Here is a 13,795-nt window from a genome sequence, read left to right as displayed (position 1 = left end):
ATGAAAGTATGAATATCGTTGTATTGGCAGGTGGAACCAGTACAGAGAGAGAAATCTCCATCGTAACCGGAACCGGTGTATGCAAGGCACTTCGTCAGAAAGGACACAATGCCATTCTCGTAGATATTTTCTGTGGCCTGGAGCCGGTAGACTGGGATGAACCTTTCGGAGATAAAGATTATGAAGTAGATTCCGCAGCGGAATATATGAGAAGCTTTGACGATGATATCGAAGAGATCAAACGAACAAGAAGAAGCTTTTTCGGACCGAATGTCCTGGAACTGTGTCAGGCTGCTGACATTGTATTCATGGGTCTTCATGGCTCTAACGGAGAAGACGGAAAGGTTCAGGCAACTTTCGATCTTCTGGGAATCCGCTACACAGGAACCGGATACTTAAGCAGTGCCCTTGCCATGGATAAAGGCCTCACCAAGAAGATCTTTCTTATGGACCAGGTACCGACACCCAAGGGTGTTTCCATGCTGAAAGAAAACTGTACAAGAAATATCCAGGATCTTGGCATGGAATTTCCTGTTGTTGTAAAAACATGCTGCGGTGGTTCCAGTGTAGGTGTTTATATTGTAAACAACCAGAAAGAATATGAGGATGCCATTGACGGTGCCTATTCTTATGAGGATGAAGTCGTTGTTGAGGAATACATCAAAGGCCGGGAGTTTTCTGTTGCAGTTGTAGATGGCAAAGCTTATCCAATTATCGAGATCGCACCGAAGCAGGGCTTCTACGATTATAAGAACAAATATCAGGCAGGTTCCACAGTAGAGACCTGTCCGGCTGAGATTTCTCCGGAACTGACAGAGAAGATGCAGCACTATGCGGAGGCCGGTGCAAAAGCTCTCTGCATCGAAGGCTACGCACGTTTTGACTTCATGATGAAGGAAAACGGCGACATGTACTGCCTGGAAGCAAACACACTTCCGGGAATGACACCGACCAGCCTGATCCCGCAGGAAGCAAAAGTTCTGGGAATTGATTACCCGGATCTCTGTGAAGAGCTGATCCGCATTTCTCTTAAAAAATACAGCAAATAAAATATCTGACCATAACTCCTCCTGTTGACCGAAGCAGTTTCAGAACATGTTGATCTCTGAAATGCTGTAAATACAACAGGAGGAGTTTCTGGCAAAAGAAAGGATTTTATTCATGAAAAATCTTACATTGGAAAATATCACAAAAGTCTGCAATGGTACTTACCATGGCCCGCAGGAAAAACTTCAGGAAGAAGTGACTGCCATCACAACAGACAGCCGTAAAGTAGAAAAAGGCGGTCTTTTTGTTCCGGTAGTAGGAGAGCGTGTGGATGCCCACCGCTTTATTCCCCAGGTGATGGAAGCAGGTGCACTTGCAACCTTATCCGAGAGGGTTCTTGAAGGTGCTGACTATCCGTACATTCAGGTAGAATCTTCCCTTCAGGCAGTGAAGGACATTGCGGAGTTTTATCTGGAGCAGCTTGATATTCCGGTTGTGGGAATCACAGGAAGTGTTGGAAAAACCAGCACAAAAGAGGTGATCGCCTCTGTCCTGAAAGAGAAATACCGCACCCTGAAAACCCAGGGGAATTTCAACAATGAGCTGGGACTTCCGCTGACTGTATTCCGCCTCCGTGACGAGGATGAGATTGCGGTCCTGGAAATGGGAATCAGTGATTTCGGCGAGATGACCCGTCTTGCAAAGATCGCGAAACCGGACACCTGCGTGATCACAAACATCGGAACCTGCCATCTGGAAAATCTTGGAGACAGAGACGGTGTCCTGAAAGCAAAAACAGAGATCTTTAAATATGTGAAGAAAAATATCGTACTCAATGGTGATGATGATAAGCTTTCCACAGTAAAAGAATACAACGGTATCCGGCCGGTATTTTTTGGAAACGGAGAAAATGCTTCTGTCACCTGTGAAAATGTGGAGAGCCGTGGACTGAAAGGAATGAGCTGTGACATCTGTCTGAAGGGAAAAATGGCAGAGAACGGAGAGTTCCAGAAATTCCATGTAGATATCCCAATGCCAGGACGCCATATGGTTTCCAATGCGCTGGCAGCAGCAGCCATCGGCAGACTTTACGGACTGAATGCAGAGCAGATCAAAAAGGGTATCGAAAGCCTGGAGCCGGTCAGCGGAAGATTCAATATGATCGAGACCGACAAGTTCCTGATCGTAGATGACTGCTACAACGCAAACCCCATGTCCATGAAGGCATCTCTGGATGTTCTGCAGGACGGACTTGGAAGAAGAGTTGCCATTCTTGGAGATATGGGCGAGCTTGGAACCGACGAAGTTGCACTTCATGAAGGCGTTGGCGTTCATGCAGGTCACTGTAAGATCGACGCCTGCATCTGTGTTGGACCGCTTGCGGCACACATTGCGAAAAAGGCATCCGAGACCAATCCGGACCTGACAGTTATCCAGGAAAACGATCTGAAAAGCCTTCTCAAGAACCTGAACACCTATGTGAAACAGGGAGATACTATCCTTGTGAAAGCTTCTCATTTCATGAAATTTGAAAATGTAGTCAAAGCACTGCAGGAAATGTAAAAAGACCGAAAACCAGGCGATCATTTGACGAACGAAAATTCTTTCCAGCCAGGCGATATAGAAGTATAATATTCCTAAAGCAATGAGCAGTGCGTCCGGAACCGGTATCCGGTGCGTTGTAAAGCAAAACAGAATGACGTGTGGGTACTGCGGGCAGTGAAAAGGGAGGGGCTTATGCTGGAGATGATCATGAAGCTGAACATTCCGCTTTACGTCATGACATCCATGGGATGTATCGGTGGCCTTGGGATGCTGGCAACAAACCTTACCTACAGAAGAATGATCCGAAATACACAGCGATTACAGAATCTCAAAGAAAAATGGCTGAACCTGTGGAAGTCAAGAGACAGGCTCTGGCACAGAATGAACCGTTTTGTGTGGTATCCGTCTCTGCTATGTACGTTTCTTCTGGTCCTTTCTGTGATCCTTAACAGCAGGCTGGAACCTGGGGAAGGTCTGCCTATGCTTTATCTGTATATTGGTGCAGCTGTGCCTGTGACATTGCTGCTTCTGAGACAGGGACTGGATTTTTCCTACAAAGAAGAACTTGTGATGGCTTCCCTTGCAGATTACGTGGAACAGGTACGGACCTGGGTGGAAGAAATTCCAGTTCCCCAGAAGACAGATCCCGTTTTGCAGGAAGAGATCGTGGATCGGATCACAAGGAGCATCCGTCAGACTGCGGCAACAGGAAGCCATTTCAGCAAGATGCTTTCTCCGGAGGAGGAAGAGATCATGAGGGAGATCATAAGAGAATTTATGAAGGAGTAGAAGTGGACGCCGGAAGTTCAGAGAATGACACACGGCGATACCGGAATTACGGTGTGATATATAATATGATGAAAAAATCTTCGGCAGATACGGTTCCTGGTATCCTGCCGGAGATTTTTTTGTGTATTTGTGTAAGATAAGGATTCTTTGGCTGTCTGACTCTGCGGACTGGTTATCAGCCCATGGAGATCGGGCCGCCGCGGAGTTTGCCTGCAGTGGTGATTCTCTTGATGGCAACCATGTATGCAGCCATACGGAGCGTTACGTTCTTCTCCTGGCTGAGAGCATAAACTTCGTTAAATGCGGTAAGCATGATCTTCTGAAGCATCTTGTTAACTTCATCAAGATCCCAGGTAAGGTTCTGGATGTTCTGAACCCACTCGAAGTAGGAGACAACAACACCGCCTGCATTGGAAAGGATATCCGGGCATACAATGATTCCTCTGGAATTCAGGATCTCATCTGCCTCAACAGAAGTCGGTCCGTTGGCTGCCTCGATGATAAGTTTAGCCTGGATGCGTCCTGCGTTATCTTCTGTGATCTGGTTCTCAAGGGCGGCCGGGATCAGAACGTCGCATTTGCATGTGATCAGGCCGTCGTTGGTAATATGGGAAACGCCCTCTGCCTCGTATTTATCGAGAGTATTTCCTTCGGAAATAAATTTACGGATCGCCGGAATATCAAGTCCGTCCTCACAGTAAAGACCGCCGGTGTAATCACTGACCGCAACAACTTTCTGTCCATTCTTATAAAAGATCTCAGCGGCAGTTCCGCCGACATTTCCCATACCCTGAACAGCGATGGATGCTTTTGCCGGATCAATGTGGTTTTTTTCCATGCACTGGTAGGCGATGATGGTAACGCCACGTCCGGTAGCTTCCACACGGCCTACGGAGCCGCCGATCTCGATGGGTTTTCCGGTAACAACACCTGGAACCGTATGGCCGGTAAACATGCTGTAAGTGTCCATGATCCATGCCATAACCTCACCATTTGTATTAACATCCGGTGCAGGAATATCCTTATCTGGTCCGATGATCGGAAGGATACGTGTGGTATAACGACGGGTAAGACGTATAAGCTCCGCTCTGGAAAGCTTGGACGGATCAACTTTGATTCCACCCTTGGCACCGCCGTAAGGAATATTTACAACCGCACATTTAAAGGACATCCAGGCTGCAAGCGCTTTTACTTCGTCCATATCGGAATTCTGATGGTAACGGATGCCGCCCTTGCACGGACCACGTGCGCTGGAATGCTGAACACGGTATCCCTCGAATACCTTAATGGAGCCGTCATCCATACGGATCGGGATAGAAACCTTAAGTTCACGTTCCGGGTAGCAAAGTGTTGCGTAATCTTCGTAGCTGAGACCAAGAGCCTCTGCAGACTGCTTCAGGACAGAGAGCATATTGTCATAAGGATTATACTTTTTATCTGCCATTGTTACCACTCCTTTGAAAATAAATATTTTTTCTCTTTGATTTAAGAATAATATTATTCATCTGATGAGGTGAGTATATCATGCTATATCTGAAAAGTAAATAATTTTATTCATAAAAATATATACAAAAATATTTATATCTTTTTGGGCGTTTTCACATAAGCCTGTGATAAAATAAAAAAACTGAAACATGCAGGTTTCCCAAACTGCTGTGACCAGTGATAATTATGACGGGGAGGATATTTCATGGAGAATCGGTTACAGAATCTGATCATTTCAGCACAGCTGACACCAAAGGAAAAAGAGGTTGCGGATTACGTCCTTGAGAATCTGCAGAAATGCTGTTTTATGACATCAACAGAGCTGGCCGGAGAATTGAATGTGAGTTATTCCTCCGTGATCCGGCTTACCAAGACGCTGGGATTTACCGGATATCCGGATTTTCAGAATTTTTTGCGGGAAACTTATGCAGAACAGTCCAGAGATGTGGACACCGGAATTCTCATCCCCGCGGAGCGCATTGAGGCGATCAAGAAAAAAGAGCACAAGGCAACAGTCCAGGATACGGTATGCGCCTATACCCTCAGCAATATACAGAGCACCATTGCCAGTAATACCGAAGAACAGTACCGTAAGGCCAGCAGTATTCTCATCAACAGTGGGGTGAAATACATTTTTTCTTCAAGAGGATCTACCTGTGTGGGGGAATTTCTGAATACGATCCTGCGGCAGACGCTTCCCCACGTATACAATTACGGAAGCCACGGGCAGAACATGTTTGACTTTGCCAGCGACCTGGGGAAAGGCGATGCGGCGGTTTTTATCACCTATTCCCGGTATTCCAGGCTGATGTATCTCACTGCGGAGATGGTACATAAGCAGGGGGCTTCCATTATCCTTCTGACAGACAAACCTACCTGCGAAGCAGCCAAGTTCGCGGATGTGGTACTGACTGCCAGAGGTGACAGCAGTGAATTCTATAATTCCTATGTTGCAGGAATGTTTGCCGCAGAAATGCTCTGCGCCTATATATGCAGGGAAACGAATTACTCCAATCAGGAGCTTCTGGAGCGCATTGATGAATATACTTCCCAGATCGGAAACTTCTGAAAAAAGCAAACGCAGGATAAGCATTTGTAGCTTTCCTGCGTTTGCTTCAATCTTCCTCGATCACCTGGATCTCCAGATAATCAAATTCAATATGTTCAATGAAATTATCCTGATAAAAACGTGCCTTGTCATGTTTCTTGAAATCCCGCACCGTGGCATCCAGCCAGATCGGGTTTCCCAGATCCATCTGATAGCAGATTTCCTCAAGTCCGTGAAAAATCTTGTGTGTTCTGGTATCATCGCTGTCATCACAGACTACCGTGTCCTGCAGCATATGATTATCTTTCCATATTTTTCCCCATAAACGAAACATAAATATTACCTCCGTATCGTAACTGCCCAGGCCGGCAGAAGTTTTTGAATCGATCGTCTGACATGCCCTTCAGTATAGCGGATTTTGCAGGGAAAGTAAAGTTCAGGGCGGATTCCTGTTTTGTACATAAAACAATGCACCGGGCCGCTTCACTTTTATTGACTAATGTGTAAAAATCCTCTATAATAAACGAAATTGTGAAAAAAGAATTATAATAGATTGGAGGAACCGAAATGAAACTTTACGATACCGGTGTCTATCTTCAGAACGGCCAGGAAATCATTCCTGAGAACCAGGCGAACCTGCCTGTAGCGAAAGAAGAGGCTGCCAGGAATACCATCGCATATTCTATTCTCAAGGCTCACAATAAATCGGATAACATGGAGAAACTTCAGATCAAATTCGACAAACTGACTTCCCATGATATCACATTTGTAGGAATTATCCAGACTGCAAGAGCTTCAGGACTTGAGAAATTCCCGGTACCATATGTACTGACCAACTGCCACAACTCTCTCTGTGCAGTAGGCGGAACCATCAATGAAGATGACCATATGTTTGGACTCACCTGTGCCAAGAAGTACGGCGGAGTTTACGTACCGCCTCATCAGGCAGTTATCCATCAGTTTGCAAGAGAAATGCTTGCAGGCGGCGGAAAGATGATCCTCGGTTCCGACAGCCATACAAGATACGGAGCACTTGGAACCATGGCTATGGGCGAGGGCGGACCGGAGCTTGTTAAACAGCTTCTCTGTCAGACTTATGACATCAATATGCCAGGCGTTGTAGCTATCTACCTGAAAGGCACACCACGCCCGGGCGTAGGACCGCAGGACGTTGCACTGGCCATCATTGGAGAAGTTTTTGCCAATGGTTATGTGAAGAACAAAGTTATGGAGTTCGTAGGACCAGGCGTTGCCAACTTAAGCGCAGATTTCCGTATCGGAATCGACGTTATGACAACAGAGACCACCTGCCTTTCCTCCATCTGGCAGACAGACGCGAAGATTGAGGAGTTCTATGCGATCCACGGAAGACCGGAAGATTACAAAGAACTGAAACCAGGCAATGTTGCATACTATGACGGCTGCGTGGAGATCGACCTCAGTGAGATCAAACCAATGATCGCAATGCCGTTCCACCCGAGCAACACCTACACCATTGACGAACTGAAAGCGAACCTGGACGACATTCTCGCAGACGTGGAGAAGAGAGCACAGGTAAGCCTGGATGGAAAAGTTCCGTTCACATTAAGAGACAAGGTAGTTGATGGCAAGCTTTATGTTGAGCAGGGAATCATCGCCGGCTGTGCCGGTGGTGGATTCGAGAACATCTGTGCAGCAGCAGACATCCTCAAAGGCAAAAACATCGGCCACGATGCCTTTACCTTAAGTGTATATCCGGCAAGTACCCCGATCTACATGGAGCTGGCTAAGAATGGTGTCCTTGCAGAACTTATCGGAACAGGTGCAGTTGTCAAAACCGCATTCTGCGGACCATGCTTCGGTGCCGGCGATACACCTGCAAACAATGCGTTCAGTATCCGTCACACAACCAGAAACTTCCCGAACCGTGAAGGCTCCAAGATCCAGAACGGCCAGATTTCCTCTGTTGCACTTATGGATGCACGTTCCATTGCAGCTACAGCAGCAAACAAGGGATTCCTTACATCTGCAGAGGAGTTTGACGGAAGCTATTCCGAGCATAAATATTACTTTGACAAATCTATTTATGAGAACCGTGTATTTGACAGCAAGGGCGTAGCAGATCCGAGCGTAGAGATCCAGTTTGGACCGAACATCAAAGACTGGCCGGAAATGGCTGCACTTGCAGACAATCTGATCCTGAAAGTTGTTTCCGAGATCCATGATCCGGTTACCACAACCGACGAGCTGATCCCATCTGGTGAGACATCTTCTTACCGTTCCAATCCGCTCGGACTTGCAGAGTTCACACTCTCCAGAAAAGATCCGGAGTACGTTGGCCGTGCGAAGGCGATCCAGGCAGCACAGAAGGCGATCCAGGCAGGCAACTGTCCGGCAGAAGCTGTTCCGGAACTGAAACCGGTGATCCAGACCATCAACAAGACATATCCGGATGTAGACAAGACCAACCTTGGTGTAGGAAGCACTATTTTTGCAGTGAAACCTGGCGACGGTTCTGCCAGAGAGCAGGCAGCATCCTGCCAGAAGGTACTTGGCGGCTGGGCAAACATTGCCAATGAGTATGCAACCAAGAGATATCGTTCCAACCTGATCAACTGGGGTATGCTTCCATTTTTGATCCCTGCCGGAGACCTTCCGTTTAAGAACGGAGACTTCCTGTTCTTCCCGGGAATCCGTAAAGCAGTTGAGGAAAAAGCAGACGTGATCAAAGGCTACACCGTTGACGGAGACACCCTGAAAGAGTTCGAGGTAACACTTGGCGAGCTTACGGACGATGAGAGAGAGATCATTCTCAAAGGCTGTCTGATCAATTACAACCGTAAATAAAATACAGAATATTTTTCGAAAGGCCGACGATGCGAAGATCGTCGGCCTTTTTCGACAAAATGTAATAAAAAATTAAAAAACTGTGTCATGGAAAAATTGCTGAAAATACGGGAATATGGTATGATAATATATAAAAATGTAAAATTCTGTAAAATATACACAATTATCAGGTGAATGAAATGGAGGTGCCGATTATTATTTCTGATGAGAATAACAAGTCAGAGATTTCCAGCAGAAAAAAATTAAAAAACAGACTCACCACAGGTACGTTTGCCCTTCTGATCGCTCTTCTTGCCGTCGTTTCCGCAACGTATGCGTGGTATGTATATAACACAGGCCGCCATACAACGAAAGTCCGTATGGCAGCAGGTGCCGTAGGAGAAGTAAGCGAGATCGCACCGGAAGACATAAGTGATGGAGAAGATGTGGGCAGTCAGGAAGCAGAGGAGATTCTGAATGATGGGGAGACCAGCGTGGAACAGCCGGACAGTGCAGATGCATCGGATACATCGAATCCTCAGGTAGAAATTGTTCTTCCGCAGAAAAACGTTTTTATACCGGTTTCAGAATTTCTTCCTGTTCAGGAGCGGGAAGAATTGCTTTCGCTCATTTCTCATGATGAGGTTTATCTTGTTCATATCAGGGACGATTCAGAAATGCAATATTCCATTTTTTTTAATCAGGCCCTGGAACAGAAGGATGTGTGCTTATATCGTTTTGATTCAGAAGAAAATAAAGTAGTGGATGCTGATTCGGTACAGGATGTAATGAGCTTTGATGAAAATAATAGGACTCTTGTACTGAATACAAAGGATTCCTCAGATTATGTTCTTGTGATTTCAAATGCGGAGAAATATAAGGAACTGGGGTATACTGCGTCGATTGCTGCTGCACAGCAGCAGACTGAACCATCTGAGACCGGGGAAGAAGAGACGGAAAACAAAGCAGCAACAGAAGTTGCTCTTACTTCTGTGATTTTGAAGCCAGATTCGGAGCTGGAGACTGTACCGGTCGCATTTTTGGAGTATTTAAGTGATCTGGATGTCTGCTCTGTGACGCTTGTCTATGCGGATGGTTCGGAAAAAATGCTGGATAAAGAGGATGGGCGCTATGAATGCTCTGCAGAGCATGCGGATGAAGAGGATGCAGAAGGGACCGTTCGAAGAACTTATCATGTTGTGGTAAAAGAACTGGCAACCGGAGCGGTGTTTGAAGATACGGAAAGTGTCGAAATCGGAAGAAAGGATCCGGTTGAGATAAAGACGGAGGATATGACTACCGTAATGCTGGAGGGCAGAAAAAAGTGGATGATGGTTCAGTCTGTTCCGGATGTTTCCGGTCGTTATGCTATGAACTGCGATAAAGGAATTGAGAAGATTTACTATGTTTCAGATGACGGTGATCTGACCTGCGCAGAAGATTCTTTCCAGCTCCAGGCAGGCGAGAAGTATACGTTTCTGATTAAACTTCAATAGGGACGGTGTTTTCCGGTACTTTTATTATCACCGGTGGCTGTTCTTGATGGAAGTAAGTTGCTTCAGGCAATTTGACTTAAAGTTAATGTAATAAATGTAGAAAATAAAAAACAAATCCCCAGTCAGGAGAAATGTCATTCAGACAATAACCTGCCTGGGGATTTTTATCGAAAAGATTAAGTTAAAGCCAGTTATCGGACATGTGCTATCCTATAAACAGACTACCGGTAAGCGCTCTGTTAAATCAAACCAGGAAATTTACGACAGGATCAGAGGGGAGGATAATGACAGATAACACAAAATGGCTACTGGGAAGTTACAGACCACAAAAAACCGTCTGTAGGCTGATAAAAAAAGAATTTACAGAAAATAATAAAAAATATAAATAAATAATAAAATATATACACATAAAACGAAGAATGACAAAAATATTAAAGAAAAAATTTAAAAATGTATTGACAAAACGAACTAACGATGGTATTATAAGACCATCAAAAAGAACAAGAGAAAAAACAAAACAAAGAAATTAAAAAATCAGAAATTCATTCAATTCATAGCATAGATGCACATGAAAGGATGAAGAAAGGAAAAGGTGATTCCAGTGGGAACATAACAATCACATCCATCAATATGAGAGTGACAGGAACCGGATTTCCTGCAAGAAAGACCTGATACATATCACATAATGATAACCCTTAAGAACACAATCATTTCTCTCATAAGATATAAATAAGAACCTCTTAAATCTTACTTATATTTTAACTGAAGTTAAGATGAGAGAAATAAGAAAGTTAAGGAAATCAGTATTTCAGGTAATATAGAATCGGTAACTCATATTGAACAACTGTCACACACCTGAGACAAAGATTTCAGGAAATATGTAAAGAAATATTTCCCGAAAGAGTAAAACCCTCAGCTCACCGGTTCGTTGGAAAGAAGAGATTCCAGGAACAGAAGTGAAGATGAGAACGATACTTTGAAATGCATATCAGATTCATCAGGATATGGATTGAAGCTTTGCATCAGAAGAATATCTGATAGGATATTAAGATCGAAGAAACGGGCAGGAACTTTTTTCAGGATACTTTAAAGAACTGCAGAGGAGAAAATCCCAATAGGTCGATTTGAATCAGCAGATCACGAAGTACAGAGATGACAAACGGTTTTGAATTTAAGAAGTTAAGTCCAGAATTGTTGAGGAAACAGAAAGAAGTATAACCACCGAAATTCTTCAAAAAAGGAAATCGAACTTCGGAAAAAACGATTTCAATCCTATACAACTTTCTAAATAATCGAAAAGATATACTTACATATATCAATCGCTTATGAGCAGGAAATAAAAAAGAAGAGAGAACGTAGAAAAAGAAAAGTGTATAAAATTGAATAAAGAGAATCGAAATTATTTTATAATCATATAAAATCAGAAATTTCGGTTGACAGAAAATCATATAACCAGAAAACATTATTCAAAAAACAAAGAGGAAGAAAAATTGAATAACGAAGAGTGTTGAGACGGTCATCATTTTTGAAATTATTAAAGTAAAAAGTGATGACCGTCTCATTTTCTGTTATGTTAATTGTTATATTTACCAGTTGCCAGTATCGATATCTTCCGTTATACTTCATGAAGAAAGGAAACCCAAAAATAACAGCAGTGGTGAAAACATATGTGGAACAATCAGATCAACGAAAATATTTTATATGAAGATAAAGAAATTCTTGTATGCAGGAAACCGTCGGGAATGCCGGTACAGGCAGCGAGAATCGGAACCATGGATATGGAAAGTGCCCTGAAGAACTATCTGGCACAGAAAACACCTGGAAAGATTCCATATCTGGCAGTGGTCCATCGCCTGGATCAACCGGTGGAAGGTGTCCTTGTATTTGCAAAAACTCAGGGAGCAGCAGGGAATCTAAGCAAACAGATAATGGCAGGCGGCGCAGGTAAATATTATCTGGCAGTAACTGAAGGTGTGCCAGGAAAGCAGGAAGGAATTTTTATTGACTATCTGAAAAAAAACGGAAAAGCCAACATGTCTCAGGCAGTACCGGAAAATACACCTGGAGCAAAAAAAGCAATTCTCCATTATAGAGTCCTTGATCAAAAAGAAATGAATGGAAAATCCCGTGCTCTTCTTAAAATCAAACTGGAAACAGGACGTCATCACCAGATCCGTGTACAGCTTTCACATGCGGGAATTCCTCTTCTTGGAGACCGAAAATACAACCCTTCAGGGGAAAAAGGTACTTCTCTTGGCTTATGTTCCTGCGGTCTGGAATTTAAACACCCGAAAACAGGAAAAATAATGAAATTTGAAACAGAGCCGCAGGGAACTGCATTTCTGGATTTTGTGAAAAAACTGTAAAAACTCTGGACGGAAAAGCGAAAAAGTGTATAATGTAAAAAGCGAGTAACCAAATGTAAGAGTTTTGTAAAGTATAAGTTACTGTAGACGGATAATGCAGACGATGAAGAACAGTAACCAGCGAGGAAGAGGAGATTAAAATGAGAAGAGCTGCAGTAGCGTCGGTAGCCTTGTTGGCTACGGTAACCCTGCTGACAGGATGCCAGAAAGAAGAAGCAGAGAAGCTTGTTGCACCGCTTGTAGCAGATGCCCAGGAAACCCCGGAAGCCAAGAAAGCAGAAGAGAAAAAGAGTCCACTCATCCCGGAGATCGACGATAATCTTTCTATTGAAGAAGGTGCCAGAATAGCTGTTGTCAGCAAATGCAAAAAAGGCGAATTCTGGGATAAAGTGAAAGAAGGAATGGAAGCTGCTGTCAAAGATGTGAATGAGGCATACGGCTTCAAGAAAGACAAGCAGATCACAATGACTTTCGAAGGACCGGATAACGAGGAAGATGTAGAAAGTCAGATCAATACTCTTGATGCGGTAATTGCCGAGAATCCATCTGTAGTATGCCTTTCTGCCGGAGACATGGATTCCTGCCAGGCACAGCTGGAAGCTGCCAAAGAAAACGGCATTCCTGTGATCGCATTTGATTCTAATGTCAGCGATACGAAACTGGTCAGAGCTTTTCGGGGAACAGACAATACACAGATTGGTAAGTACGCTGCATATAAGCTTGGAAGCGCCATTGGAAAAATGGGAAATGTAGCAATTTTTTCCGCACAGGAGAAGACCCAGAGTTCACAGGAGCGTGTAAAGGGATTTCTGGATAATATCGCAAATTATACAGACATTAAAGTTGTAGAAACTGTATATTCTGATCAGGTTGATGATATGAAAGAAGCGATGAAAGAAGTTCTGGATAAATATCCTGCACTGGATGGAGTTTTCTGCACCAATGCCAATGTTTCCGAGATGTTTCTGGAAGTAAATAAAGACAACGGTGAGAATAAAGTTGCCATGATAGGTGTGGATGCCACCAGCAAACAGCAGGAAGCAATCAAAAACGGACAGGAGCTTGGAGTTCTTTCACAGAATCCGTATGCAATGGGATATCAGACCATGTGGGCAGCCATTCAGTCCACCGCACCGAAGAAAGAAACAAAAATTGAGAAAAAAGTTTTACTTGACCCTGCATGGATCGACGCAGAAAACCTTGGAAGCGAAGATTACGCAAATTATATATATAACTGACAGGCAGCAAATGTAAAGAGAATCAAAAGCCAGAAG

Annotated in this window: 10 protein-coding genes; 8 read left to right on the top strand and 2 right to left on the bottom strand. The window is 44.1% G+C overall.

Features of this window, described 5'->3' with window-relative positions; all coding sequences use genetic code 11:
• Positions 1–8: 8 nt before the first annotated feature.
• From AC04Q6_RS06340 to AC04Q6_RS06330, 3 genes are all read left to right on the top strand, one after another.
• Positions 9–1,049 (top strand): D-alanine--D-alanine ligase family protein, encoded by a 1,041-nt coding sequence (locus AC04Q6_RS06340; RefSeq protein ID WP_118061897.1) that lies wholly within the window; start codon positions 9–11, stop codon positions 1,047–1,049.
• A 112-nt stretch (positions 1,050–1,161) separates the two neighbouring features.
• A complete protein-coding gene (locus tag AC04Q6_RS06335) occupies positions 1,162–2,550 on the top strand; it encodes a UDP-N-acetylmuramoyl-tripeptide--D-alanyl-D-alanine ligase (RefSeq protein WP_118061770.1) in 1,389 nt (462 codons plus the stop codon).
• 174 nt (positions 2,551–2,724) lie between these two features.
• Positions 2,725–3,321, top strand: coding sequence for a hypothetical protein (locus AC04Q6_RS06330; protein ID WP_021977458.1), 597 nt, complete (start codon positions 2,725–2,727; stop codon positions 3,319–3,321).
• Between the two features lie 175 nt (positions 3,322–3,496).
• Here AC04Q6_RS06330 and AC04Q6_RS06325 read toward each other — a convergent pair whose 3' ends face one another.
• On the bottom strand, positions 3,497–4,765 hold the full coding sequence (locus AC04Q6_RS06325; protein WP_021977457.1) for a Glu/Leu/Phe/Val family dehydrogenase: 1,269 nt from the start codon (positions 4,763–4,765) through the stop codon (positions 3,497–3,499).
• Between the two features lie 246 nt (positions 4,766–5,011).
• Here AC04Q6_RS06325 and AC04Q6_RS06320 point away from each other — a divergent pair, with 246 nt between their 5' ends.
• Positions 5,012–5,875, top strand: coding sequence for a MurR/RpiR family transcriptional regulator (locus AC04Q6_RS06320; protein ID WP_021977456.1), 864 nt, complete (start codon positions 5,012–5,014; stop codon positions 5,873–5,875).
• Between the two features lie 46 nt (positions 5,876–5,921).
• Here AC04Q6_RS06320 and AC04Q6_RS06315 read toward each other — a convergent pair whose 3' ends face one another.
• On the bottom strand, positions 5,922–6,188 hold the full coding sequence (locus tag AC04Q6_RS06315; RefSeq protein ID WP_021977455.1) for a hypothetical protein: 267 nt from the start codon (positions 6,186–6,188) through the stop codon (positions 5,922–5,924).
• A 233-nt stretch (positions 6,189–6,421) separates the two neighbouring features.
• Between AC04Q6_RS06315 and AC04Q6_RS06310 the strand changes: the two genes are divergently transcribed.
• The 4 genes from AC04Q6_RS06310 (at position 6,422) to AC04Q6_RS06295 (ending at position 13,759) form a co-directional block, all read left to right on the top strand.
• Entirely contained in the window at positions 6,422–8,680 is a 2,259-nt protein-coding gene (locus tag AC04Q6_RS06310; RefSeq protein WP_118061771.1) for a hydratase, read from the top strand.
• A 179-nt stretch (positions 8,681–8,859) separates the two neighbouring features.
• Positions 8,860–10,155: a hypothetical protein gene (locus tag AC04Q6_RS06305; protein WP_118070892.1), complete on the top strand. Its 1,296-nt coding sequence runs from the start codon at positions 8,860–8,862 to the stop codon at positions 10,153–10,155.
• 1,667 nt (positions 10,156–11,822) lie between these two features.
• Positions 11,823–12,521: an RluA family pseudouridine synthase gene (locus AC04Q6_RS06300; protein WP_118070893.1), complete on the top strand. Its 699-nt coding sequence runs from the start codon at positions 11,823–11,825 to the stop codon at positions 12,519–12,521.
• A 140-nt stretch (positions 12,522–12,661) separates the two neighbouring features.
• Positions 12,662–13,759: a substrate-binding domain-containing protein gene (locus tag AC04Q6_RS06295; protein ID WP_021977451.1), complete on the top strand. Its 1,098-nt coding sequence runs from the start codon at positions 12,662–12,664 to the stop codon at positions 13,757–13,759.
• The last annotated feature ends 36 nt before the right edge of the window (positions 13,760–13,795 follow it).

The sequence above is a fragment of the Blautia sp. HA9023 genome, from assembly GCF_056504095.1.
The sequence above is the reverse complement of the archived record's forward strand: the minus strand, read 5'-3'. Positions and strand labels throughout refer to the sequence as shown.